Annotated in this window: 18 protein-coding genes and 2 pseudogenes; 15 read left to right on the top strand and 5 right to left on the bottom strand. The window is 71.6% G+C overall.

Going from position 1 to position 23,961, the window contains the following annotated elements; genetic code table 11:
* Positions 1-19: 19 nt before the first annotated feature.
* Positions 20-1,996 (bottom strand): DUF2264 domain-containing protein, encoded by a 1,977-nt coding sequence (locus ACGFIM_RS30390; protein ID WP_393207025.1) that lies wholly within the window; start codon positions 1,994-1,996, stop codon positions 20-22.
* Positions 1,997-2,389: 393 nt separating this feature from the next.
* On the opposite strand from ACGFIM_RS30390, the gene ACGFIM_RS30385 reads away from it, so the two are divergent.
* From ACGFIM_RS30385 to ACGFIM_RS30345, 9 genes are all read left to right on the top strand, one after another.
* Positions 2,390-3,397: a hydroxyacid dehydrogenase gene (locus ACGFIM_RS30385; RefSeq protein WP_393207022.1), complete on the top strand. Its 1,008-nt coding sequence runs from the start codon at positions 2,390-2,392 to the stop codon at positions 3,395-3,397.
* A 33-nt stretch (positions 3,398-3,430) separates the two neighbouring features.
* Positions 3,431-4,726, top strand: coding sequence for an ABC transporter substrate-binding protein (locus ACGFIM_RS30380; protein WP_393207019.1), 1,296 nt, complete (start codon positions 3,431-3,433; stop codon positions 4,724-4,726).
* Between the two features lie 78 nt (positions 4,727-4,804).
* Entirely contained in the window at positions 4,805-5,716 is a 912-nt protein-coding gene (locus ACGFIM_RS30375; protein ID WP_364065191.1) for a sugar ABC transporter permease, read from the top strand.
* Entirely contained in the window at positions 5,713-6,591 is an 879-nt protein-coding gene (locus ACGFIM_RS30370; RefSeq protein ID WP_393207015.1) for a carbohydrate ABC transporter permease, read from the top strand. The genes ACGFIM_RS30375 and ACGFIM_RS30370 overlap by 4 nt, the downstream gene beginning before the upstream one ends.
* Positions 6,588-7,304, top strand: a complete 717-nt coding sequence (locus ACGFIM_RS30365; RefSeq protein ID WP_393207012.1) for a hypothetical protein — start codon at positions 6,588-6,590, stop codon at positions 7,302-7,304. Before ACGFIM_RS30370 ends, ACGFIM_RS30365 begins: the two co-directional genes overlap by 4 nt.
* A 51-nt stretch (positions 7,305-7,355) precedes the next feature.
* Positions 7,356-8,222: an LLM class F420-dependent oxidoreductase gene (locus ACGFIM_RS30360; RefSeq protein WP_393207009.1), complete on the top strand. Its 867-nt coding sequence runs from the start codon at positions 7,356-7,358 to the stop codon at positions 8,220-8,222.
* A gap of 171 nt (positions 8,223-8,393) precedes the next feature.
* Positions 8,394-9,245: a fumarylacetoacetate hydrolase family protein gene (locus ACGFIM_RS30355; RefSeq protein ID WP_393207006.1), complete on the top strand. Its 852-nt coding sequence runs from the start codon at positions 8,394-8,396 to the stop codon at positions 9,243-9,245.
* The gene (locus ACGFIM_RS30350; RefSeq protein WP_393207003.1) at positions 9,246-10,253 is read left to right on the top strand and encodes a zinc-binding dehydrogenase; all 1,008 of its coding nucleotides are present in this window, start codon (positions 9,246-9,248) and stop codon (positions 10,251-10,253) included.
* Positions 10,254-10,266: 13 nt separating this feature from the next.
* Positions 10,267-13,110 (top strand): FAD-binding and (Fe-S)-binding domain-containing protein, encoded by a 2,844-nt coding sequence (locus tag ACGFIM_RS30345; RefSeq protein WP_393207000.1) that lies wholly within the window; start codon positions 10,267-10,269, stop codon positions 13,108-13,110.
* Positions 13,111-13,136: 26 nt separating this feature from the next.
* On the opposite strand, the gene ilvA is transcribed toward ACGFIM_RS30345, so the two are convergent.
* The gene (gene ilvA / locus ACGFIM_RS30340; RefSeq protein WP_393207775.1) at positions 13,137-14,471 is read right to left on the bottom strand and encodes a threonine ammonia-lyase IlvA; all 1,335 of its coding nucleotides are present in this window, start codon (positions 14,469-14,471) and stop codon (positions 13,137-13,139) included.
* A gap of 414 nt (positions 14,472-14,885) precedes the next feature.
* Here ilvA and ACGFIM_RS30335 point away from each other — a divergent pair, with 414 nt between their 5' ends.
* Together ACGFIM_RS30335 and ACGFIM_RS30330 are read left to right on the top strand one after the other, a co-directional pair.
* Positions 14,886-15,395: a hypothetical protein gene (locus tag ACGFIM_RS30335; RefSeq protein ID WP_393206997.1), complete on the top strand. Its 510-nt coding sequence runs from the start codon at positions 14,886-14,888 to the stop codon at positions 15,393-15,395.
* A 356-nt stretch (positions 15,396-15,751) separates the two neighbouring features.
* Positions 15,752-17,413: a hypothetical protein gene (locus ACGFIM_RS30330; RefSeq protein WP_393206994.1), complete on the top strand. Its 1,662-nt coding sequence runs from the start codon at positions 15,752-15,754 to the stop codon at positions 17,411-17,413.
* Positions 17,414-17,590: 177 nt separating this feature from the next.
* Here ACGFIM_RS30330 and ACGFIM_RS30325 read toward each other — a convergent pair whose 3' ends face one another.
* Positions 17,591-17,851 carry a helix-turn-helix domain-containing protein gene (locus ACGFIM_RS30325; RefSeq protein ID WP_393206991.1) on the bottom strand — a complete coding sequence of 87 codons (261 nt, stop codon included), beginning with the start codon at positions 17,849-17,851 and terminating at the stop codon, positions 17,591-17,593.
* A gap of 91 nt (positions 17,852-17,942) precedes the next feature.
* Entirely contained in the window at positions 17,943-20,615 is a 2,673-nt protein-coding gene (locus tag ACGFIM_RS30320) for an AAA family ATPase (RefSeq protein ID WP_393206988.1), read from the bottom strand.
* Between the two features lie 258 nt (positions 20,616-20,873).
* Between ACGFIM_RS30320 and ACGFIM_RS30315 the strand changes: the two genes are divergently transcribed.
* Together ACGFIM_RS30315 and ACGFIM_RS30310 are read left to right on the top strand one after the other, a co-directional pair.
* Complete coding sequence (locus tag ACGFIM_RS30315; protein WP_393206985.1) at positions 20,874-21,284, top strand: ATP-binding protein; 411 nt, start codon at positions 20,874-20,876, stop codon at positions 21,282-21,284.
* Between the two features lie 102 nt (positions 21,285-21,386).
* Positions 21,387-22,178 carry a class I SAM-dependent methyltransferase gene (locus ACGFIM_RS30310; protein WP_393206982.1) on the top strand — a complete coding sequence of 264 codons (792 nt, stop codon included), beginning with the start codon at positions 21,387-21,389 and terminating at the stop codon, positions 22,176-22,178.
* 105 nt (positions 22,179-22,283) lie between these two features.
* Here the strand turns inward: ACGFIM_RS30310 and ACGFIM_RS30305 are convergent, their stop codons facing one another.
* Positions 22,284-22,757, bottom strand: coding sequence for a hypothetical protein (locus ACGFIM_RS30305; RefSeq protein ID WP_393206979.1), 474 nt, complete (start codon positions 22,755-22,757; stop codon positions 22,284-22,286).
* A 495-nt stretch (positions 22,758-23,252) separates the two neighbouring features.
* Here ACGFIM_RS30305 and ACGFIM_RS30300 point away from each other — a divergent pair.
* Both ACGFIM_RS30300 and ACGFIM_RS30295 read left to right on the top strand, forming a co-directional pair.
* Positions 23,253-23,297, top strand: a pseudogene (locus ACGFIM_RS30300) (hypothetical protein); the annotation flags it as partial.
* Between the two features lie 120 nt (positions 23,298-23,417).
* Positions 23,418-23,637 (top strand): annotated as a pseudogene (locus ACGFIM_RS30295) (DUF4865 family protein); the annotation flags it as partial.
* Positions 23,638-23,961: the final 324 nt, after the last annotated feature.

The following is a 23,961-nucleotide window of genomic DNA, read 5'->3' as shown; positions in this document are numbered from 1 at the left end:
CGCCCCCGAGGCGGGCGGGTCAGGAGAGCAGCGGAGCGGGCTCGAAGGCGTCGCTCACACCGTCCGGCCAGCTCACCTGGCAGCGCGGGCCGTCCCACGCCACGGCGGGCGGCTCGCCGGGCTCGGCCGCGCCGAGGTGGATCGCCGCCGCGTACCAGACGTCCGTACGGGCCGGGCCGCTCGTCGCCCGCCACGGCACCAGCGTCCAGCGGGCGAGCGGCGAGGCGTCGTCCGCCGAGGTGACCCCGCCGGCGTCCAGCCCGGCCACGTCCCATACTCCGGAGCACAGCTTGCCGTCGCTCACCTGGGAGGCCTTGCCGTCCTCGTGCGGGCCGTCCTCGTGCGGGCCGTTCTCGTGCGGGCCGTCCTCGTGCGGGCCGTCCGCGGGCAGCGGCCAGCCGCCGACCCGCAGCCGGCCGGCCGGAGCGCCGGCGGGATCGGCCTGTGCGCGGACCAGCCGCACCTCCCAGGCCCCCCGCAGCACCGACAGCACCTCGAGCCACGGCCCCAGCCGCACCTCGCCGGACCGCCCAGAGCCGTGATCGGGCGCGTCCTCGTCGGGCTTCACCCAGTGCGCCCGCCAGCGCGAACCGCCGGCGACGGTCCCGGTGGCGAGCCGTTCCAGGCGGAGCGTGTCGAAGCCGGTCCTGTGGCTCGGCTCGCCGTCCGCTGACAGCAGCGTGACCGACTGGTCCAGGGGCCGGGCGGCGTGCGGCCCGGCGAGCAGGGGAGAGGTGGCGGTCGAGTAGCCCAGGCGGGCGTAGAGCGGCGAGTCGGTCAGGTGCGAGCCGGGATGCGAGTGGTCGGTGCCGTGGTTGACGACGCGAACGACGCCGTCGGCCCGCGTCCCGCTGACCAGCCAGCCGGGGGCGGGCAGGACGCGGCCGTAGTCGCCGCGCTCGACCGGCAGCGGCTCCTCCACCGCGGTCCACACCGGGTGGTCGGCGGGCAGGGTGAGCCCGAACAGCCCCTTGGACGCCCAGTACGGCGAGCCGGGCCCCGAGTACGACTGCGCGATCGGCCGCCACGGCCCGTGCCAGCCCAGCGTCAGCAGTCCGTCGTCGCCGGGGGCGCCGTGGGAGACGAAGTGGCGGGCGATGCCGGACGCGGCCCGCCGCAGCAGCCCGGGTGCGGGCGTGTCCAGCCCGTACCTGGCGCCGGTCCAGAACGGCACCGCGGCGGCGAACCGGTAGGTGAGGCTGCGCCCCTGGATGAGCGGCGAGCCGTCGGCGCCGACGAGGTGCACCGCGTCGGCCAGGTAGCGTTCGAGCCGCCGCAGGTAGACGGGGCGGCGGGACTCGGCCTCGGGGCTGCCCGCGGCCATCTCGGCCCACAGCAGCGGGTAGAACTGCAGCGCCCACCCGGCGTAGTGGTCGTAGGAGCGCTCGTCGCCGTCGGCGTACCAGCCGTCCTGGCGGGCGAAGCCGTCGGTCAGCGCGAGCCCGGCCTCGATGTCCTCCGCCGAGTACGGCCCGCCGACGGACTTGAGGAACTGCTCGACGACGATCTGGAACCACACCCAGTTGATCGGCGGATACCACGAGCCGATGGCGGGCTTGAGGTAGTCGACGACCTGCTCCTGCACGACGGGGTCGAGCCGGTCCCACAGCCAGGGCCTGGTCAGGTGCAGGACGAGCGCGAGCGAGGCGGCTTCGACCTTGGCCTGGTCGTGCTCGTCGAGCCGGACCCAGCGCTCGGGCGAGTGCGGGTCGGTGCCGGCGGCGATGCCGTCCGCGTACCACTCCATGAGGTTGAGCGGGTCGGCGCCGTTCTCGCCCGTGACGCGGAAGCCCGCGGCGAGGAACGTGCGGGCGAAGCCTTCGAGCGCGTCCACGTCGGGGCCGTAACCGCCGGGCCGGCCGGGGAAGGAGACCCTGGCGCGCCCGGGCGAGGCGTGGCGGCGGGCCGCCAGCAGCATGCGGTCGGCCAGGTCTGCCCAGTGCGCGCGCGTCCACCCGGTGAACGGTGACAGCCGCAGGTCGTCCAGGGGCGGCATTCACGAGTCCCTTCGTGCCGAGACGATGTTTACGTAACCATCGATTCACGCGATGGTTACAGCGCCCCGGTTGCCCGTCAAGCGGTCACCAGCCCATCCGGCCGCTTTGTTGAGCAGTTGTGATCTAAGGCGAACGTTGATGATCGGAGCGATTGGATTGCCTCTTGACGTTTTCCTCATGGTCGCGCTTAACTCCATGGCAACGCCGACCGATCACAGATGAACGAAGCTGATCGTTTGCCGATCGGATCCCCTTCAGGCGCCCTTCTCTCGCCGTGCCGTCATGCGCGCGTGCCGAAAACACACCCGACGTACCCACGCAACAAGGAGCATCAGGTTGAACAGCAGAATCCGCGTCGCCGGCCGGTCGGACAGGCACACGGGCGCGTCCCGATGACGCGGCCCCAGGCCCTGCTGGTCATGAACCCGGACACCTACCGGCTGCAGTTCGGGCAGCGGCAGATGCGCCGGCTGCGGGACATGGCCGAGCTGGGCGACCCGATCTGCGTCGACGACCTGGACACCCCCTCCGCGCGGCGCCGCCTGCGGGAGTGCGAGGTGCTGCTGACCTCCTGGGGCTGCCCGCCGCTGACCACCGAACGGCTGGCCGACGCCCCCCGCCTGCGGGCCATCTTCCACTGCGCCGGGACCGTGCGCCCGTTCGTCACCGACGAGGTGTGGCGCCGCGGCATCGTGGTGACCAGCGCCGCCGACGCCAACGCCATCCCCGTCGCCGAGTTCACCCTCGCCGCGATCATCTTCGCCGGCAAGAAGGCGCCGTTCCTCGCCCAGGACGCCCGCAAGCACCGCGACGACTGGAACTACGTCTCGCGGCGCGGCGAGCTGAGCAACCGCGGCCGCACGGTCGGCGTCGTCGGCTTCTCGCGGGTGGGCCGCCGGGTCGTCGAGCGGCTGCGCAGCCTGGAGGTGGACGTGCTGGTCTCGGACCCGTACGCGGCGCAGGAGGAGGTGAGCGCGGCCGGCGGCCGCCTGGTCGAGCTGCCCGAGCTGCTGCGCCGCTGCCACGTGCTGACCCTGCACGTGCCCTCGCTGCCCGCCACCCGGCACCTCATCGGCGCCGCCGAGCTGGCCATGCTGCGCGACGGCGCGACCGTCATCAACACCGCGCGCGGCGCCGTGCTCGACACCGCGGCGCTGGAGCGCGAGTGCGCCTCCGGGCGGCTCGACGCCATCCTCGACGTCACCGACCCCGAGCCGCTGCCCGCCGAGTCGGTGCTGTACGAGCTGCCCAACGTCATGATCACCCCTCACATCGCCGGTTCGCTGGGCAGCGAGACCCGGCGCATGAGCGACAGCGCTCTCGACGAACTCGAACGCCACCTGGCCGGCCTGCCGCTGCGCACGGCCGTCACGCCGGACGAGTTCGCCGTCAGCGCCTGACCAACCCCCTGTGACGGAGAGGAGACCGGATCAATGATCACGTCAGGCAAGGGCGGTGCGCGGCGGCAGGCGGTCAAGGGCCTGGCCCTGGCGGGCGCGCTCTCGCTGACCCTCACGGCCTGCGGCTCGGGCGGCTCCGAGCCCGCCGACCCCAACGGCAAGATCACGCTGAGCGTCACGGTGTGGAACCTGGCCAAGACGCCCGAGTTCAAGGCGCTGTTCGACGCCTTCCAGCAGGCCAACCCGAACATCACCATCAAGCCGGTCGACATCCTCGCCGACGACTATCCGGAGAAGGTCACCACCATGCTGGCGGGCGGTGACAAGACCGACGTGATCACGATGAAGAACGTCACCGACTACTCCCGCTACTCCAGCCGCAACCAGCTCCTCGAGCTCACCGACATGGTGAAGTCGACGGACACGAGCAACCTCGCGGGCCTGGACGCCTTCGACGTCGGCGGCAAGTACTACGCGCTGCCGTACCGGCAGGACTTCTGGCTGCTGTACTACAACAAGACGCTGTTCGAGAAGGCGGGCGTCAAGATGCCCGAGAGCATGACCTGGGACGACTACGTCACGATCGCCAAGCAGCTCACCTCGGGCGAGGGCGGCGACAAGGTCTACGGCGCCTACCACCACACCTGGCGCTCGGTCGTGCAGGCCATCTCCGCCGCGCAGACCGGCGGCGATCAGCTCGGCGGCGACTACACGTTCTTTACCGACCAGTACAACGTGGCCAAGGGCCTCCAGGACGCCGGCGCCGTGCTCGACTTCGGCACCGCCAAGTCGCAGCAGGCCGACTACCGCACCCAGTTCGAGAGCGGCAAGACCGCGATGATGCCCATGGGCACCTGGTACATCTCCGGCATCCTCGAGGCCAAGGAGAAGGGCGCCACCGACGTCGAGTGGGGCCTTGCGCCCATGCCGCAGCGGCCCGGCGCCACCGGCGTCACCACGTTCGGCTCGCCGACCGCGTTCGCCGTCAACAAGCGCTCCGAACACGCCGACGCCGCCAAGAAGTTCGTCGAGTTCGCCGCGAGCAAGGCCGGCGCCGAGGCGATCACGAAGGTCGGCGTGGTGCCGGCGCTGCAGACGCCCGAGATCACCGAGGCGTACTTCGGGCTCAAGGGCATGCCCGAGGACGAGCTGTCGAAGAAGGCGTTCGAGCCCGACAAGGTCGTGCTGGAGATGCCGGTCAGCGAGCACACCTCCGACATCGACACGATCCTCAACGAGGAACACGAGCTGATCATGGTCGGCGACAAGTCGATCGCCGACGGCATCCGCTCCATGAACGAGCGCGTCAAGAGCGAAGTACTCAACTAGGGCGGTCGCGGGCCCGGGCCGCCGTCCGGGCCCTCCGGCGCCTCACGGAGAGTTCCGAAGGACACCATGACACAGGCAATGACGCGACCGCTGCCGCCGGCCGCACCGCCCCGCCGCCGACGCTCCTGGCGCAACATCCTTGTCGGCTGGAGCTTCATCCTCCCGAACTTCATCGGCTTCGCCCTGTTCACGCTCGTGCCGATGCTGGCCGCGTTCGCGCTGGCGTTCCTCGACTGGGACTCCTACAGCACCCCCGAATGGGTCGGGCTGGAGAACTTCGAGCGGCTGTGGCGCGACCAGAACTTCCACGTCGCGCTGCGCAACACGCTCTTCTACGCGGCCGGGCACATCCCGCTGACGCTGGCCGTCGCGCTCGGCCTGGCCATCGTCCTCGACAGGAAGATCCGCGGCGTGCAGTTCTTCCGCACCGCCGCGTTCTTCCCGTACATCACCTCGCTGGTCGCCGTCGCGGTCGTGTGGAACATGCTGTTCAACCCGACCGCGGGCCCGATCAACCAGTTCCTGGAGGCGATCGGCATCTCCGATCCGCCGCGCTGGGTGGCCAGCACCGACTGGGCGATGCCCGCCGTCATCATCACCAGCGTGTGGCGGGACATGGGCTACTACATGGTGCTCTACCTGGCCGGCCTGCAGACCATCCCGCGCGAGTACTACGAGGCCGCCAGGGTGGACGGCGCCGGCGCCTGGCAGCGCTTCTGGAACGTCACGCTGCCCTGCCTGCGGCCCACCACGTTCTTCGTCCTGGTCATGCTGACGATCCAGAGCTTCAAGGTGCTGGACCTGATCGTGGTGATGACCGACGGCGGCCCCGGGCGCAGCACGCTCGTGCTGGCCCAGCTCGTCTACCGCGAAGGCATCCGCGAGGGCCAGTTCGGCTACTCATCGGCCATCGCGCTGGTGCTGTTCCTCATCGTGCTGACGGTGACCGTCCTTCAGTTCCGACTCAACGAGCGCAGGAGCACGTCATGACCGCGCTGCCAGGAGCCGCCACCGAGGCGGGCGCCGCCGGCGGGCGCAGCCGCGCGCGGCGGCTGCTCCGCACCGTCCCCGCCTACATCGGCCTGATCGTGATCGCGGCGCTGGTGCTGGTGCCGTTCGCGTGGATGGTGTCGTCCTCCCTCAAACGCGACAACCAGGTCTTCTCGGTGCCGATCCAGTGGATCCCCGACGAGCTGCGCTGGCAGAACTTCGTGGAGATCTGGGAACGCATCCCGCTGCTCACCTACCTCGGCAACTCGGCGTTCCTGTCCGTGACGATCACCGCGCTGCAGGTGCTGACCGGCAGCTTCGCCGCCTACGGCTTCTCCAAGGTGCGCTTTCCCGGCAGGGACGGGCTGTTCCTCGCCTACATCGCGACCATCGCGGTGCCGTGGCAGGCGTACATGGTGCCGCAGTACATCATGATGCAGCGGGCCGAGCTGACCGACACGTTCTGGTCGATCATCCTGCTGCAGGCGTTCAGCGCGTTCGGCGTCTTCCTCATGCGGCAGTACTACATGTCGATCCCCGACGACCTGTGCGAGGCGGCGCGCATCGACGGCCTCAGCGAGTACGGCATCTACCGCCGCATCATGCTGCCGCTGTCGAAGCCGGCGCTGGCCAGCCTGGCGCTGCTGACGTTCGTCAACACCTGGAACGACTACATGGGCCCGTTCATCTACCTGACCAGCAACGAGCTGTGGACGGTGCAGCTCGGCCTGCGCTCGTTCGTCGGCCAGTACGAGGCCGAGTACGCGATGATCATGACGGGCTCGGTGCTGTCGGTGCTGCCCATCCTGGTGATCTTCCTGTTCGGCCAGCGGTTCTTCATCCGCGGCATCGCGACGAGCGGGCTCAAGGGATGAGCGCGCCGCGGGACGTCCCCGAGGGCGGCGGCGGCGTGGCGCGCCGGCTGCTGCGCCCCGCCCGCCAGGAGACCTACGAGAAGGTGTTCTCCACCGTCTACGTCGGCCTCATGACGAACGTGCTGCTGGCGCTCTCCTGCGCGCCGCTGCTGCTCGCCCTTGCCGTCGTACGTGACCCCCTCGCCTCCTGGCCGTTCTTCGGCGTGCTGTCGCTGCTGTGCGCGCCGGCGCTGGCGGGCGCGTTCGGCTGCTTCGAGGCGCTGGACGCGGGAGACACCGGCGTGCTGCGCGCGTTCTGGGGCGCCTACCGGCGGACCTGGCGGCGCGCGCTGGCCGTCTGGGCGGCGGCGGGGACGGCGGTCGCGGTGCTCGCGGTGGACGCGGCGGCCGTGGCCGGCACCGGCTGGGGCCCGGCCCTGGTGCCGTTCTTCTGCACGGCGGCCGCGCTGGTGATCTCGGTGGCGTTCGCGCTGCTGGTGCTGGCCGGCGAGCCCAGGACGGCAGCGGAACGCACGCGGCTGCGCGCGCTGGTGCTGCCCTGCCTGTTCCTGGTCGCCCGGCGCTGGTACCTGGCGGCGGCGACCCTCGTCGTGCTCGGCCTCGCCGTCGCGGTCGTCCTGGTCAAGCCGGTGGCCGGGCTGCTCCTGCTCACCTCCCCGCTGCTGTACGCGGCCTGGGCGACCATGCGGTACGTCGTCGCGCCGATCCGCTGAAGGGCGTGGCGGAGCTCCGCTCGGGCCGATCGGCGTGGTATCACGAGAATCATGAAAAATCTTGCAGGCGCGGGCATTTGGAGCACGCAACTGAGGCACGGTGACCCGGGCGAGGCCGCCGAAGCGGCCGCCGAGCTGGAGGAGCTCGGGTTCACCGCGCTGTGGATACCCGACGTCGGAGGGCCGGTCTTCGAGGCGGTCGAGCGGCTGCTGTCGGCCACCCGGCAGGCGACGATCGCCACCGGCATCTTGAACCTGTGGATGCACACCGCCGAGGAGACCGCCGCCTCGTACGCGTCGCTGACGGCGGCCCACGGCGACCGGTTCCTGCTCGGCATCGGGGTCAGCCACGCCCCCCTGATCGACTCCACCGAGCCGGGCCGCTACCGCCGCCCGCTCGCCGCCATGTCGGCCTTCCTCGACGGGCTCGACACCGCCGAGCAGCCCGTGCGGCCCGGCGACCGGGTGCTGGCCGCGCTCGGTCCCAAGATGCTGGAGCTGGCCAAGGAGCGCTCGCGCGGCGCCCACCCGTACCTCGTCACCGTCGATCACACCCGCCGGGCCCGCGAGGCGCTGGGCGCGGGGCCGCTGCTGCTGCCCGAGCAGACCGCGATCCTGTGCTCGAACCGCGACGAGGCACGCGCGATCGGCACCGACTGGCTGCGCGGCTACCTGTCCCTGCCCAACTACGCCAACAACCTGCTGCGGCTCGGCTTCTCCCAGGAGGACCTCGAGACCGTCAGCGACCGGCTGTTCGACGCGCTCATCGCCTGGGGCGACGAGGAGGCGGTCAAGCGGCGGGTGGACGAGCACCGCGCGGCCGGCGCCGACCACGTGACCGTCCAGGTGCTCACCGACGACCCGAAGGGCTTCCCGCGCGAGGAGTGGCGCAGGCTCGGCCCGGCCCTGAACGGCTAGCGCGGGCTCTGCGGGCCGCCCGCCTCCCGGAGCGGTGCCCGACGCGCTCGGCGCGCTGCGGTCCGCACCCGCCTACCACTGGTCACCGCGGGACGACAGCCTCTCATAATGGGGAAAACCGTCGCACCGCCGTCGTCAGCAGAGACCTGGAGGCGAGCCGCCTTGTACCTCATGCGCATCGGAGCCCCCGGCGCCGAGAAGCCCGTCGTCCGCGTCGACGACACCCGCTACGTCGACGTCTCCGACGTCACCCCCGACTTCGACGAGCGCTTCTTCGCGGCGGGCGGCCCCGCATCCATCGCCTCCGTGGTCGATGAGCGCATCGCCCGCGGCGACGTACGCGAGTTCGCCGGCGAACGCGTCGGCGCGCCCATCGCCCGGCCGCACCAGATCCTGTGCATCGGGCTCAACTACAGCGACCACGCCGCCGAGACCGGGCAGGCGGTGCCGAAAGAGCCGATCCTGTTCACCAAGTCGCCGAACACGCTCGTCGGCCCGTACGACGACGTGCGCATCCCGCGCGGCGCCACCAAGACCGACTGGGAAGTGGAGCTCGGCATCGTCATCGGCCGCCGCACCTCCTACCTCGACTCGGTCGAGGAGGCCAGGGACGCGATCGCCGGCTACTGCGTGGTCAACGACGTCAGCGAGCGCTCCTTCCAGATGGAACGCGGCGGGCAGTGGAGCAAGGGCAAGTCGGCCGAGACGTTCAACCCCGCAGGGCCCTGGCTGGTCACCCCCGACGAGATCCCCGACGTGCGCGACCTCGGCATGTGGCTGAACGTCAACGGCGTGCGCCGCCAGACCGGCAACACCAAGACCATGATCTTCGACCCGTACGTGATCGTGCACCACCTGAGCCAGTTCATGGTCCTCGAGCCCGGCGACCTCATCGACACCGGCACCCCGCCCGGCGTCGGCATGGGCCACGACCCGCAGGTCTGGCTCCAGCCCGGCGACGTCATGGAGCTGGGCATCGACGGCCTGGGCACCCAGCGGCAGACCGTCGTCGGACCCCGCTAGATGCGCGCCCTGGTGCTCACCGGCCCCGGCCAGGCCGAGGTCCAGGAGGTCGAGCCGCCGCGCGCCGCGCCCGGCGAGGTCGTGGTGGACGTCGAGCGGGCCGGCGTGTGCGGCACCGACGTCGAGCTGTTCACCGGCAGGATGAGCTACCTGAGCACCGGGCGCGCCTGGTACCCGCTGCGGCCGGGCCACGAGTGGTGCGGCCGGGTCAGCGCGGTCGGCGACGGCGTGGACCCCGCCTGGCTCGGCCGCCGCGTCACCGGCGACACCATGCTCGGCTGCGGCCGGTGCGCGCGCTGCCTGGCCGGGCGGCACCACGTGTGCGCCGGCCTCGCCGAGATCGGCATCAGCAGGGGCCGCCCCGGCGCGCTCGCCGAGCGGCTCCCCGTACCGGCCGCCGCGCTGCACGCGCTGCCCGACGACCTGGACCCCGCGCTCGGCGCACTGGTCGAGCCGGGCGGCAACGCGCTGCGCGCCGTACGCGCCGCCGCGCTCGGCCCGGGGGAGCGGCTGCTCGTCCTCGGCACCGGCACCATCGGCCTGCTCGCCGCGCTGTTCGCCCGCGCCCAGGGGACCGAGGTCCACCTGCTCGGCCGCGACCTCGCCCAGCTCGGCCTGGCCGCCGGCCTCGGCTTCCCCGGCGTCTGGACCCGGGACGAGCTGCCCGACCTGCCCTGGCACGCCGTCATCGACGCCTCCACCGCGCCCGAGCTGCCCGCGCTCGCCCTGTCCCTCGTCGAGCCCGGCGGGCGCGCCGTCTACATCGGCCTCGCCCCGGACCCGTCCGCGATCGACACCCGTGACCTGGTGCTGAAGGACGTGACGGCAGTCGGTATTCTCGGCGGTTCAGCCGGACTCGACGGGGCCGCCGCGGCCTACGCCGACGGCTCGGTGGACGCCCGGCCGCTGGTCGCCGCCACGATCGGGCTCGCCGAGACCGCCGAGGCGCTGGCCGGGCGCCGCCCGCAAGGCCCGGGACCCAAGATCCACATCGACCCGCGACGCTAAGGAAGCACCTACCGTGATCGACCAGCCGGACCCCGCACTCCTCGCCGCGGTCGAGACCGCCGTGCCGGGGATCGCCCGGACGAGGGCGAGCGACCGGCTCGGCCTGGCCCACGACGCCTCCCACTACCTGCTCACCCCGCAGGCCGTCCTCGTGCCGCGCGACACCGCGCAGGTCGCCGCCCTGCTCAAGGCCGGGCTGCCGATCACGTTCCGCTCCGGCGGCACCAGCCTCAGCGGGCAGGCCGTCAGCGACAAGCTGCTGGTCGACACTCGCCGCCACTTCCGCGGCATCGAAGTGCTCGACGACGGCGCGCGCGTCCGCGTCCAGCCCGGCGCCGTGCTCCGGCAGGTCAACGCCAGGCTCGCCCCCTACGGCCGCAAGCTCGGCCCCGACCCCGCCAGCGAGTCGGCCTGCACCATCGGCGGCGTCGTCGCCAACAACTCCAGCGGCATGACCTGCGGCACGCACGCCAACACGTACCGGACGCTCGAATCCATGACGCTCGTGCTGCCCAGCGGCTCCGTCATCGACACCGGCGCGCCCGACGCCGACGAGCGGCTGCGCGCGCTCGAACCCGCGCTCTACGAGGGCCTGGCCCGCCTGCGCGACCGCGTGCGCGGCAACCCCGAGTCCGTGCGCCGCATCCAGGCGCAGTTCTCGCTCAAGAACACCATGGGCTACGGCCTCAACAGCTTCCTCGACCACGACACGCCCGCCCAGATCCTCGCCCACCTGGTCATCGGCAGCGAGGGTACGCTCGGGTTCGTCGCCGAGGCCGTCTTCCGCACCGTGCCCGCCCACCGCCTGGCCGCCACCGGCCTGCTCGTCTTCCCCGCGCTGCGCGAGGCCATGGCCGCGATGCCCGCGCTGGTCGCCGCCGAGCCCGCCGCCGTCGAGCTGCTCGACGCCGAGTCGCTGCGCGTCGCCCAGACCGACCCCAAGGCCGACGACGTGCTGCGCACGCTCGCCGTCCAGGAGCACGCCGCGCTGCTCATCGAGTGGCAGGAGTCCGAGGCCGAGCTGCTCGCCGAGCGCGAGCGCGCCGCCGAGCGGGCCTTCGCCGAGCTGCGCCTCGCCGTGCCCGCCAGGCTCAGCCGCGACGCCGGCGGCCGCGCCGGGCTCTGGCACATCCGCAAGGGCCTGTACGCCGCCGTCGCCGGCGCCCGCCCCAGCGGCACCACCGCCCTGCTCGAAGACGTCGCCGTCCCCGTGCCCGCGCTGGCCGACCTGTGCGACGACCTCACCGCCCTGTTCGCCGCCCACCGCTACGAGCGCAGCGTCATCTTCGGCCACGCCAAGGACGGCAACCTGCACTTCATGATCAACGAGCGGTTCGGCACCGACCTCGACCGCTACGCCGCCTTCACCGAGGACATGGTGGCGGCCGTCCTCGACCGCGGCGGCACGCTCAAGGCCGAGCACGGCACCGGCCGCGTCATGGCGCCGTTCGTCCGCCGCCAGTACGGCGACGAGCTGTACGAGGTGATGCGCGAGGTCAAGCGCCTGTGCGACCCGGCGGGCACGCTCAACCCCGGCGTCGTGCTCACCGACGACGACGAGGCCCACCTGCGCGACCTCAAGCGGGTCGTCAGCGTCGAGCCCGAGGTGGACCGCTGCGTCGAGTGCGGCTACTGCGAGCCCGTCTGTCCCAGCCGCGACCTCACCACCACGCCCCGGCAGCGCATCGTGCTGCGCCGCGAGCTGGCCGCCGCCCGCGCCGCCGGCGACCACGCGCTCGCCCGCGAGCTGGAGTCCGAGTACGCCTACGACGCCGTCGACACCTGCGCCGTCGACGGCATGTGCGCCACCGCCTGCCCCGTCCTCATCAACACCGGCGAGCTCACCAAGCGGCTGCGCGCCGAGCGGCACGGCCGCCTGGCGAACAAGGGCTGGGCGTCGGCCGCCCGCCACTGGGACGGCGTCACCCAGGCCATGAACCTCGCCCTCGACACCGCCGCGGTCGCCCCCGCCCCGCTGTCCGAGGCCGCCGCCCGTGCCGCGCGCCGCGTCGCCGGAGCGGACGCGGTGCCGCAGTGGTCACGCGACCTGCCCAAGGGCGGCGCCCGCCGCCGTCCGCGCCCGTCGCGGCGGCCCGACGCGATCTACCTGCCGTCCTGCCTCAACACGATGTTCGCGCCCGCCGCCGGCGGGCCCGGCGTGATGACCGCGTTCCAGCGCCTGGCCGCCCGCGCGGGGGTCGAGCTGCTCGTCCCGGAGGGGATCGCGAGCCTGTGCTGCGGCACGCCGTGGTCGTCCAAGGGGTACGGCGACGGCCACGCCACGATGGCGGAGCAGGTCCGCACGGCCCTCGGCCGCCTGGGCCTGACCGGGGACACCGCGCCGGACGGAGGCTCGGCCGGCGACGCGGCTCTTGGTGCTCCGGTTCCGGGCGCCGCGGGCGGGGAGCGCATCCCGGTCGTCAGCGACGCCGCCTCCTGCACGGAGGGCTTCCGCCACCTGCTCCCCGGCGTCGAGGTGCTCGACGCGGTCGCCTACACCGCCGAGCACCTCCTGCCCCGGCTGACCGTCAAGCGCCGCCTGCCGAACCTCGCCCTGCATCCCACCTGCTCGTCCACCCGGCTCGGCCTCGACGCCGCCATCACCCGGCTCGCCGAGGCGATCGCCGAGAAGGTGGTCGTGCCGGACGGCTGGCAGTGCTGCGCCTTCGCCGGCGACCGCGGCCTGCTCCACCCCGAGCTGACCGCCTCGGCCACCCGCGCGGAGGCCGCCGCCGTCCAGGCCGCAGGCTGCACCGCCCACGCCTCGGTCAACCGCACGTGCGAGCTCGGCATGACCCGCGCCACCGGCAAGACGTACCATCACCTGCTCGAATACCTCGACCGCGCCACCGCCTGACGGGTGGCCGCTTGTGCGGTGGCGCGTCAGGTGACGAAGCGGAAGAGCGGGCTGGACGGATCGATCTGCTCGATGCGGTGCGGCGCGGCCTCCATGCGCTTCAGCAGCGCGGGAAGATCGTCGGGGCTGGACAGCTCGATGCCCACCAGCGCGGGGCCGGTCTCGCGGTTGTTGCGCTTGACGTACTCGAACAGCGTGATGTCGTCGTTGGGGCCGAGCACCTCGTCGAGGAAGCGGCGCAGCGCGCCCGGCTCCTGCGGGAACTCGACCAGGAAGTAGTGCTTGCGCTCCTCGTGGACCAGGGCGCGCTCGACGACCTCGGCGTACCGGCTGACGTCGTTGTTGCCGCCGGACAGCACGCAGATCACCGTCGCGCCCGCCGGGATGCCGGTCAGCGCGGGCGTGCGCAGCACGGCGGTGGCCAGCGCGCCCGCGGGCTCGGCGATGATGCCGTCGGTCTGGTACAGCGCCAGCATCTCGCTGCACACCTGGCCCTCGGGGACCGCCACCAGGTCCACGGCGGAGCCGGCGATGATCGGGTACGTGACGTCGCCCGCCCGGCGCACGGCGGCGCCGTCGACGAACGTGTCGATCGTCTCCAGCGTGACCGGCCCTCCGGCGGCCACGGCGGCGGCCACACAGGCGGCCCCGGCCGGCTCGACGCCGATCACCCGGGTGCCGGGGTGCCGCTCCCGCAGCCAGGCCAGCGAACCGGCCAGCAGCCCGCCGCCGCCCACCGGGATCACCACCACGTCCGGCGTCCTGCCGAGCTGCTCGACCGCCTCGCGCAGCACCGTGCCCTGCCCGGCGATCGTCCGTACGTCGTCGAACGCCGGAACCAGCGTCGCCCCCGTCGCCTCGGCGTCGGCCTTCGCCGCGGCGGACGCCTCGTCGTACGTCTCGCCGCCCAGCACGATCTCGATCATGTCGCCGCCGAGCGCCGCGATGCGGTCCCGCTTCTGCCTGGGGGTCAGGCGCGGCAGGTAGACCCGGCCGCGCACACCGAGCGCCGAGCACGCGTACGCCACCCCCTGGGCGTGGTTGCCCGCGCTGGCCGCGACCACCCCGGCCGCTCGCGCCTCCTCGCCGAGCTGCGCGATCAGGTTGAACGCCCCGCGCACCTTGTACGAGCGCACGGTCTGCAGGTCTTCGCGCTTGAGCCAGATCTCGGCGCCCGTCATTTCGGACAGGCGTGGGTTGCGCTCGAGCGGCGTCGTCGCCACGATCCCCGCCAGCCGCCCCGCCGCCGCGTCCACATCGGCTGCACCGACGGCCGCGGCCTCTTTCCCAGCGGCGCCTTTCCCAGCGGCGCTTTTCCCAGCGGCGCTTTTCCCGGCGGTGTGTTCCCCGGCAGCTGCCATCCCGGCGCCGGTGGCTTTCCCGGCGGCGGCGTCCTTCACAGTGGCGGCGTCTCGGGCCGGTGACGCCGCCGCGGCGGACTCGTCCTCACGTGAATCACTCACGTCACATTTCCCCTTGATTGCGTATATGTCGATGCCGGAACCCCCGCCGGCCAGGCGACACGCGCGGATCCCACGGCGGCGCGGTGCAGACCTGCTCTCAGGTTCTTAGTGCATCGAACCCGCCCGGCCAAATCGCCGGATCCCGGTTGTCCGCAATCCGGAGAAATCGGGGGCGACACGGTCCGTCAAGCGACCTGAAGCGACCCCGCAAGTCACCTGAAATCCACTGATCGCCCCCGTAAGCCGCTTGAAATCGCCTCAACGCACAGTAATGCCATCGCACGCACGCCACAGCCCAAAAGGATCGCCGCCATGACGCTCTCCCGGACTCTCGCCCTGGCCACCGCCGCCATCGCCACCGCCGCGACCGCGGCCGCGTTCGCTCCCGCCGCCAACGCCACCACGGCCGGGACCACCACGGAGATCACCGCCTCGGCCGGCACCTCGGCCAAGCGCTGGGGCACCTACTACGCTCCCCGTCGCGCCGCCAAAGCCCTGGGCACGCTGACCATCACCGGCGAGGACCACGCCACCCTGCCCACGGCCGACACCGTCCGCATCTCCGGCAAGGTGTACGACAACACCCGCCGCTCCTCCTGCGGCTGGGCGCTCTTCCGCATCACCTACCGCGACGGCAACCAGCTTCCCTTCCGCGAGCGCTGGGTCCGCGACTGCACCTTCGGCAGCCCGGTCCGCTTCTCCTTCCGCCAGAACGACGTGTACCAGATCGAGCTCAAGGTCTGCTCCGAGCCCCGCGCCGCCCGCCCCTCGGCGAAGTGCCGGTACAGCGGCACCTGGGAGACCCTCTACCTGTCGAAGTGAGCCTTGCCGATCGGCCCTCGGCTCACGGCGCGCCGTGACAACGGACCGCGTCCGCCACGGAGGGGAGGCGGGCGATGCCGGCCGGTGCCGCCGGGATGAGGGGCCGGCAAGGGTCATCGTTCGCGACCGGCCGCGAGCCGGGTACGGCGATGACCGGGCGGCGCGGCCGCCGCGACAACGACGTCGTGGTGGCCGCGCCGCCCTTTCCGCGTTCCTGCACCGTTCCACGGCCATGGACGGGGGTCCTTCCGGGGAGCCTTAGCACTTGTACGTGCCGGTGCGCGGGGCCGGTTCAGTCTCATGCCATATGGCGGTGTACCGGGGGAAACGCCGAAATTTCGCCTGATGATGGGGCAATGACTCACCCTTCAGCACCGGACCCGTGGGGTCCGCAAGCGCATGGGCGGCCGGAGCCGGGAGGGCGCGAGCCCGGCCGCCCTCCGTACGGGCACCCGGCCACGCCCGCCCGGCGCCACCAGGGCTCGGACGCCGCGGGCTACGGTGACCACGAGGTAGGGCCCGCCGATCGCGTCGCCCAGGGACCGCCTCCCGGCTTCGGGGCGCGGCGAGGCCGCCACAGCCAGCCGAGCCCGCCGGACGACGGCTACCCGTACGCCCCGCAGGACTCGAACGCCCAGGGATACGGATCCTCCTACGAGGCCCAGGAGCCGTACGGCCGCCGGCCCGCGTACGAGGCCTCGTACGGTGACCAGACCACCTACCGCGAGCAGGACGTCCACGGCGCCCCGAGCGGGAACGGCGCTCCGAGCGGCCACGGCGAACAGAGCGGTTACGGCGAGCAGGGCGGCTACCGGGAGCGGGATGGTTACGGTGAGCAGGGCGGTTACGGAGAGCGGGGCGGCTCTGGTGAGCAGGGCGGCGGCTACCGGGAGCGGGGTGGCTCTGGTGAGCAGGGCGGCTACCTGGAGCGGGGTGGTTACCCTGAGCAGGATGGTTACGCTGACCGGAGCGTGTACACCGACCGTGGCGTCCACGGCCGCACCGACCGTGGCGTTCCCGGCGAGCAGGACTCGTACGGCGGCCCCTACGCCTCCTACGGCCGCCACGACGACTACGGCCCCCCGAGCCACCCGCATCCGCACTACGGCAGCGGCCCGCACGACCCCTACACTCACCAGCGCCTTCAGGACGGTTTCGACCACCTGACACCAGCCACGCTCGACCCGCCCCTGAAGCGCGGCAAGACCATGGTCATCGCGCTCTCGGCCGCCCTCGGCGTGCTGCTCCTGGGCGGCGGCACGGTCGGCGCGATCTCGTACGTCAAGTCCTCGAACGGCACGCCCGCGGCCCTGCCGAGCGGCGGCACGAAGCCTTCCGCGACGGCGCCGTGGCCGTCGGACGAGCCGGCCGAGGCCGACGCGGGCGGCGACGCCCCACCCTCGGACGACTCGTCACCGAAGGGCGACCCGTCATCGCAGGGTGAGCCGTCAGCGGCAGGAGAGCCGAAGGCGGAGGAGGTGCCGTCGGGCGAGCCGACCGGTCCCGCCACGACGCCGTCGCCCTCCTCCTCGGCCGTCCAGCCCGGCTCGCCCATCGCCCACACCGAGTTCGACGACTGGAAGTTCGACTTCTCGGGCGCCACGTTCGCCGCGAACAAGGTCGGCGGCTGGACGTACGGCACGTGCGAGCCGGTCGACGCCCAGGGCCTGCTGGAGCAGAACAAGTGCCGCCGCGCCGTCCAGCTCGCCTACTCCGCCTACCGGGGCCACCTCAAGGCGATTCAGGTGCTGCTGGAGTTCCCGTCGGTGAAGGCGGCCACGAATGCGGCCACCCAGATGGTCGGCTCCAAGACCGACACCGTCAACGTCCGCAGGGACATGGCCCTGCCGACCTACGAGTACGGCAAGATCAGAACCACCCCGGCCAAGAAGTATGTGGTGGTCACCATCGTCACCGCCGACAAGACCGCCAAGGCGAAGGCCGATGACTTCCACCTGTACATGCAGGCCGACAGGGTCAGCTACTTCCTGCTCCGCGACGTGACGATCACGAGCTGAGAACCCCCGGCGGAGCAGGCACCGCGGCACGATGGGCGCCGACGGAAAGGGGGCGGTCGGCGCCTCAGATGGCGCGCTCGCCGACGAGAAAAGCCCGCACTCGATCAACGGATGAGAACGCGTGGCATGCGGGCTGGGCGAACGTGCGGCGTGCGGGCTGGGCGAACGCGTTCCGTCTCACCGCTTTCCGCCGGTCCGTTCCCAGGACTTCAGCACCTGCCTGACCTGGTCGCTCGTGACCACCACATCCTCGCGCTCGAGTGCCCTGGCAAGACGTTCGGCGCTCCAGGCGGGATACTTTTTCGCCAGCGTGACGATGAGATCTTCAACCGACTTGGAAGGCGGCGTGCCTCCTTCTTTGATCGGCTTGTCCTTTGTATGGATGACGTGATGCGCCGGGGCGCCCAGATCGTCAGCAATACCCAATGTGATCCCCATGTCGTCCTTGACCGAGGTGAGTGGGGCACAGCTTATCTGGGATGTTGGTGTGGACAGGGCGCGATGAGAGGTCTGTTCGCGTTGGCCGGGCTCAGCTCTCGGTTCGGCGGCTCGGTGAGGTGGCGAGGACGTCCATCACGTCCCGCAGCCGGCCAGGGCGCCGCCCGCAACGGTCGAGCCGCTCGAGAAGGAAGCGGAGCCGGTCGACCAGGATCGGCGTGGGCGGGGTCAGCGCACGCGCCTTGCCGAACGCCTCGATGGCGTCCGCGAGCCCGTCGTGAGAGTCCAGCAGCAGGCCGCACAGAGCGAACGCCTTGGCGTCCCATGCGGTGAAGTCGCGCAGGTCCCAGGTGGTCTCGTCGGTCCGATCGGGCATGAGCCTGTGCTCGGCCTCCTCGTGCAGGCGGGCGAAGAGCACCTCAGCCCTGCCGACGTCGCGCAGCTCGCGCGCGAGCAACGCCTCGAGCGCCGGCACGAGCAGGGAGCGGCCTGTGCGCCGGTACCGCGCGGCGCGCTCGATCTCGTACGCGGCCTCGTCGACGCGGCCGGTCCGCAGGTAGGCCAGACAGAGCGTGGTCCTGGCCTGGAGCAGCGAGAGCGGGTCGCTCGTCCGCAGCGCCTGCTCCACCGCCTGGCCGGCCGTCTCGATCGCCCAGCCCACCTGCGAGCCGAGGTAGAGATCGGCCCGGCCGTCCAGGCAGGACGCGAGGAACCACCGGTCGTCACGTGCCGCCTCCTCGCGCTCGGCCGTTTCGAGGAGGCGGACGGCGTCGTCGGACCTGCCCAGCTCGGCGTACCAGCGGGACAGCCGCAGCGCGAGCGCGATCCGCCTCGTCGAGCCGAAGTCCCTGGCGTCGTCGGTGCTCGGGAACTCCGGCAGCAGCAGGATCTCCAGGGCCTTTTCGGCGCAGCCGATGGCCTTCTCGTACTGGCCCCAGCGCCGGTGGCAGTTCGCAAGGCCCTCGAGCGCGCCCATCTTCACCCAGATGTCCCCCTGCCGCTCCGCCTCGTCGAGCGCGTAGACGAACTGGCTGTAGGCGTCGTTGGTCCTGTTGACCTCCCAGTACATGGCCGCCATGTTCGCGTGGATCTTGGTGCGGGCGCCGACGTCGTTCAGGGTGTTCGCGTGGTCGAGCGCTCTGCCGTAGGCGTCGCTGGCCTGCGCGAACTTGCCCTCCCTGGCGTAGAGATCGCCCAGCGCGTTGTCGTTGGCCATCTCGAAGTACTCGTCACCGAGGCGGCTGCGCAGCGCTTCGCGGTGCGGGAGCAGCAGGGAGCCGTAGTTCCACGCGCGCAGCACGGCGTCGATGTCCTCGATCAGCTCGTACGCGGGGCGGTGCAGCCCGGCCCGCATGAGCGCGTTGAGCTCGGCGAAGTGGATGCGCAGATCGTTCACGCCGCGCGGATGGGGGTCGCGGAGCAAGGTCAGTTCGTCGGCGGCGCGGTGCAGCAGGTACGACCAGCGTTTCTCGTGGCCGGGGCCGTGCCCGGCGATGCGCTCCGCGGCCCAGCCGGCCACGAGATGCGGCAGGAAGTACCCGCCTTCCGAGGTTCTGCGCACGAGGCGGCGGGAGACCAGTACGTTCAGCGCGTTGCGCACTTCGTCCTCGCCGCGGTCATCGAGCAGCGCGAGGACCGCTCTTTCGGGCACCGGCGTCGCGTACGCGGTCAGCGCTTCGAGCACGCGGTGCTGCACCGGCCCGAGCCCGCCGGCCACCAGGCCGATCAGAAAGCGCGGAATGTTCTTGGGCGGCAATGTGGCCAGCTGCTTGATGAGCGAGCGCACGCCGAAGCCGGTGTCGATGAGCAGCGCGGCGTAGAGGAGCTCCGCCAGGAGGAGATTGCCCTGCAGGCGGTGGTGGAGGGTGGTGAGCAGGCCGTCGGGCAGGGAGGTCAGGCCCAGCGCCCCGTCCCGGTCGAGCTCGCCGAGATAGGAGACGAAGCAGTCGTACGGCAGCTTCGTGACGACCACCGGCTCCTCCGCGGACGGCCAGGTGCGCTGCTCGGGGGAGCCGGGATCGACCTGGGTCACGAGCACGATCCACACGCGGTGCCGCTGCCGGGTCGCGATCACCTCGAACGCCTCGTCGAGGTCGACGTCGGCCAGCCGGTTGTCGCCGGGGTTCACCAGGTGTTCCGCGGAGTCGATGACGATGACGATCGGACGGTCGCCCAGGTGCTCGAGCGATGCCTCCAGGCGGGCCGGCGACGACTGCCCCTCCCGGGCGGGCGGCGCCGCTCCGGCCTCGATGTCGTCGATCAGTGTCCTGACGTCGAGGCGTACGTCCGGGGTCGCCTCGTGCTCGACGACCCGCAGGCCTGCCGTGCGCCGCCGTACTTCGTCGAGGGCGGCGCGGACCACCGTCGTCTTGCCGACGCCGGCATCTCCCCGCACGATGACGACGCCTCCCCGGGGTTCCGTCAGCCGGGTGACGAGCGCCGCCCGCTCTCTGTCACGGTCCAAGATCTGAGCGGGCTCGGGTTCGGTCGTCTCCGCGGTGGCCGGTGCGGGAGCCTGGTGCGCCTCGGCCGTGACGGCGCTGCTGCCCGAGCGCAGGGTGAGGAGGCCGAAGATGATCGAGATCGGCAGGCCGAGCGCCCCGGTGATCCAGCCGATGCGCTCCACCCAGTCCCACGGGAGCTCCGGGGGATCTCCCAGGAGGGCGCTCCACCAGCTCGATCGCGCGATCGCTGTGAGGAGCAGGGCCAGCAAGGCCAGCAGGATCCCGCCGAATACCACTCGCCGCCATCCCGATCTGCTCACGCCGCCATCTTCGCGCCGTTCCGGGAAACCGGGAAATATACAGATAGGTCACCAATTCGGTGCCATCTGCCACGCTCTGGCGATCATGTCTAGTGGCCGGGTCTCGAAGGCGGGGGAGCGGATCGGCTGAGGTGGCGGCCCTGCGACGGTGCGACATGCCCGCACCTCATGTCCTGAAAATCGCCCAATAATATACGAAAAATTGTTTGTCAAGGGTGGCCTCGGGCACAACCGGGTAATGGACTGGAGGTGACCGGTATGGAACTGGGAATTGCCCTGTCGATTCCCATGGAGAAGGCGTCCGTCACGCTGACTCGAAATGTGGTCGATGTTGCGCTGAAGCGCTGCGGCGTCTCGCCCGACGCCCGTCAGGACATCGGGCTCGCGCTGACGGAGGCGTGCGCGAACGCCGTACGCCATTCGGACACGAAGCGCGAATACCGGGTCGACGCGGCTCTGCGCCACAACCGGTGCGTCGTCGAGGTGACCGATCACGGTGGGGGGTTCGTCATGCCCGATGTGCCGCCCAGCGCGCCGCCGGACTCGGAGGACGGGCGGGGCCTGATGTTGATGTACGCGCTGACGGATCTCGTGGAGATTCACCGGCACTGCGGCGACGGGATGACCGTACATTTCGAGAAGAATCTGGACGGCGCCCTTACCGGGTGACCCGAAAAACCGGGGGCACGTTTCGGGCCGGGCCGTCCGTGGCATGACGGTACTCACCGTACGGCCGACACGGCGAAACCCCTTCACCTGGGAGCGCCCCGCATGAAGCAGCACGCCGAACTCGAGGACTTCTGGGAGCGGCGCCTGGGCGCCGACTGGACGGAGAGCGGGGTCGGCTACCAGCGGCTGGGGCTGGCGTTCAACACGTGGATGTACCGGGTGCGCGGCGAGGTGTTCCGCCGCGAGGTGGGGGCGCTCGGCCTCGACCTGTCATCGTCCCGCGTGCTCGACGTGGGCTCGGGCACCGGCTTCTACCTGCGGCAGTGGCGCGCGCTCGGCGCGAAGTCGGTCACCGGATCGGACCTGACCGCCGCCGCCGTCGGGCGCCTGCGCGAGCGTTTCCCCCACACCGAGATCCTCCGGCCCGACATCGCCGCCCCCGGCGGGACGCTCGAGCCCGGCTCCTTCGATGCGGTCTCGGCCATGGACATGCTGTTCCACATCACCGACGACGCGCGGTACCGCGCCGCGCTGCGCTCCATCGCCCGCGCCCTGCGGCCCGGCGGCGCGTTCGTGCTGTCGGAGAACTTCCTGCACCGGCCGGAGCAGCGCGGCGACCACCAGGTCAACCACACGCTCACCTGGATCACCGGCGCGCTCGGCGAGGCCGGGTTCGACGTCGTGCGCCGCACGCCGATGCTCGTCCTCATGAACGCGCAGGTGGACGCCAACCCCGTGTGGCGCAAGCTGTGGGGCGGCCTGCTGCGGGCCGTCACCCTCACCGAGACCACGGGCGAGATCGCCGGTGGGCTGCTCGCGCTGGCCGAGCGGCGGCTGGTCCGCGTCCTGCGCGAGAGCCCCACGACCGAGCTGATGATCTGCCGCCGCCGCTGATCTCCCGGGGCGGCGGGCGCGGCCGTTCACGGCGCACCGGTCCGCCCAGGGTGTCCGGCGCCGCGCGCCCGGCGGCACCTCCCCGCCGGGCGCGCGGCGCTCGCCTCACTTCTTCGACAGGATCCGCCCGCGGAACTTGGGATGCCTGGTCTCCCAGTACCGCCATCCCTCGACCCGGCTGGGCACGTTGGCGATGCCCGTGGCGACCCGGTGCCGCTCGCAGGTGCCGAGGACCGACCAGGCCGACCAGCCGATGCGGTAGCCGAGCACGCGGTACCACATGTTGCCGTACATGCCGTCGCTGATCTCGCGCCTGTAGTCGTGGCCGGTGAAGACCTTGTGCCGCTCCTGCAGGTGGGGCAGGCCGAGCCGGCGGATGCTTGCCACGACCGTCTTGGTGTCCGGGCCGGTGTCGCCGGGCTTGTCCAGGTCGAAGGCCTTGCTCAGCGTCTTCGTCTTCTCGTTCTCCGTCTCCAGGAACGCGACGATCTCGTGCTCGCGGGTGACGCTCACCGTGATGGAGCCGCCGGGGCCGTCGATGTACCGGGTGCGCGGCACGAAGAAATTCCGCGGTGACATCTGATGAATGCGCCAGAACGTGTGCGGGCGGCAGTTGCGGCCGCCGTCCTCGTCCTTCCTGGTGGTGTGGAAACCCCGGTCGCTGTGAATTTTCCGGAATTTCCGGAGCCGGTCATGGTCGGTGTCCGCGCCGGCAGGCGTCGCGGTGGCCGCCAGCGCCACCGTGAGGAGGGCATGGGCGGCAGGCCGCGCGAGTTTTCGCAGTGGGGTGAACATTTACCGTTCCTCTCGGAAAAGCACTCACGGTGGCCATGGCCCGTACGATGCTTACAGTCGACGCGAGCCAGATGAGAGCGCCACGCCGCACGCGAACATCCCGCACCTGGAAAGAATGGGAAAAAGAGCATCAATATCCGGGCCGCCCGCTGACACTCGCCGTCCACGGCGTCGGCTGTTCTGTACCTACTAGTATGTAAGGGCTCGTCGGTCTTCGAGAAAGGTGGCTCTCACGTGTACGCCAAGCAGTACGAGATCACCCTGCCCGCCGACTACGACATGGAGATCATCCGCAAGCGGATCGCCGGCGCGGGTCACGTCCTCGACGATCGCGCCGGGCTGGGCCTGAAGGCGTACCTCATCCGCGGGCGCGGCGTCGCCGGCCGCCACCCGCCGGCTCACCCCCGTACCCGACGATCGCGACGGCACCGGAACGGGCCTCGCCGCGCTGATCGAGCAGGAGACCGAGCGGCTGCGCGAGCTGTCCCGCCAGGACGGCGTGCACACCACCGCGCTCGCCGTCGATCCCCGCCACTGGCGGCTCGTACGCTTCACGCTCTGGGCGGACGGCGCGGCGCGGGACGCGGACGCCACCGAACGCTACGAGGTGCTGCACCTGTCCGCCCCCGACCTGGGCGAGCTGCCGGAGGGGCGGACCTGGTAGGGCCGGGGCGACCCCGGAGGGAACGGGCGCGACACCAGGAAGGGCGGCGCCGCCTCCGCAGGGGAGGGAACGGGGCGGCCGCCGCCATCACGCACGTCCCTGCCGGGGATCACCGGTCCCTGACGCACCAGCGTCATGCGGCCGGGGCCACGTTCGCGACCATAACAGCAGTTCAGGGGTTACGGACCCGTCTCTCAGCCATTTGTGACTTGTCTGTGTCAAAGACCCGGACATCTCGTGTCATGCCGGAACGCCGGCCGCCGCCGGCGCCTGCAGCGCAGGCACGACGCCGCCGTCAAGAGCCCGGCCGAGGGCCGGGCACGA

It is taken from the genome of Nonomuraea sp. NPDC049309 (assembly GCF_043196965.1).
GTDB classification, from domain to species: domain Bacteria; phylum Actinomycetota; class Actinomycetes; order Streptosporangiales; family Streptosporangiaceae; genus Nonomuraea; species Nonomuraea fastidiosa.
This window is presented reverse-complemented; position numbering and strand designations above follow the sequence as displayed.

Excerpts from the sequence above, each read along its gene's own strand:
- ACGFIM_RS30380 (WP_393207019.1), top strand. The coding sequence starts at position 3,431 with ATGATCACGTCAGGCAAGGGCGGTGCGCGGCGGCAGGCGGTCAAGGGC.
- ACGFIM_RS30360 (WP_393207009.1), top strand. The coding sequence starts at position 7,356 with ATGAAAAATCTTGCAGGCGCGGGCATTTGGAGCACGCAACTGAGGCAC.
- ACGFIM_RS30370 (WP_393207015.1), top strand. The coding sequence starts at position 5,713 with ATGACCGCGCTGCCAGGAGCCGCCACCGAGGCGGGCGCCGCCGGCGGG.
- ACGFIM_RS30355 (WP_393207006.1), top strand. The coding sequence starts at position 8,394 with ATGCGCATCGGAGCCCCCGGCGCCGAGAAGCCCGTCGTCCGCGTCGAC.
- ACGFIM_RS30385 (WP_393207022.1), top strand. The coding sequence starts at position 2,390 with ATGACGCGGCCCCAGGCCCTGCTGGTCATGAACCCGGACACCTACCGG.
- ilvA (WP_393207775.1), bottom strand. The coding sequence starts at position 14,471 with ATGGCAGCTGCCGGGGAACACACCGCCGGGAAAAGCGCCGCTGGGAAA.
- ACGFIM_RS30350 (WP_393207003.1), top strand. The coding sequence starts at position 9,246 with ATGCGCGCCCTGGTGCTCACCGGCCCCGGCCAGGCCGAGGTCCAGGAG.
- ACGFIM_RS30330 (WP_393206994.1), top strand. The coding sequence starts at position 15,752 with ATGACTCACCCTTCAGCACCGGACCCGTGGGGTCCGCAAGCGCATGGG.
- ACGFIM_RS30365 (WP_393207012.1), top strand. The coding sequence starts at position 6,588 with ATGAGCGCGCCGCGGGACGTCCCCGAGGGCGGCGGCGGCGTGGCGCGC.
- ACGFIM_RS30375 (WP_364065191.1), top strand. The coding sequence starts at position 4,805 with ATGACGCGACCGCTGCCGCCGGCCGCACCGCCCCGCCGCCGACGCTCC.
- ACGFIM_RS30390 (WP_393207025.1), bottom strand. The coding sequence starts at position 1,996 with ATGCCGCCCCTGGACGACCTGCGGCTGTCACCGTTCACCGGGTGGACG.
- ACGFIM_RS30325 (WP_393206991.1), bottom strand. The coding sequence starts at position 17,851 with ATGGGGATCACATTGGGTATTGCTGACGATCTGGGCGCCCCGGCGCAT.
- ACGFIM_RS30315 (WP_393206985.1), top strand. The coding sequence starts at position 20,874 with ATGGAACTGGGAATTGCCCTGTCGATTCCCATGGAGAAGGCGTCCGTC.
- ACGFIM_RS30310 (WP_393206982.1), top strand. The coding sequence starts at position 21,387 with ATGAAGCAGCACGCCGAACTCGAGGACTTCTGGGAGCGGCGCCTGGGC.
- ACGFIM_RS30335 (WP_393206997.1), top strand. The coding sequence starts at position 14,886 with ATGACGCTCTCCCGGACTCTCGCCCTGGCCACCGCCGCCATCGCCACC.
- ACGFIM_RS30305 (WP_393206979.1), bottom strand. The coding sequence starts at position 22,757 with ATGTCACCGCGGAATTTCTTCGTGCCGCGCACCCGGTACATCGACGGC.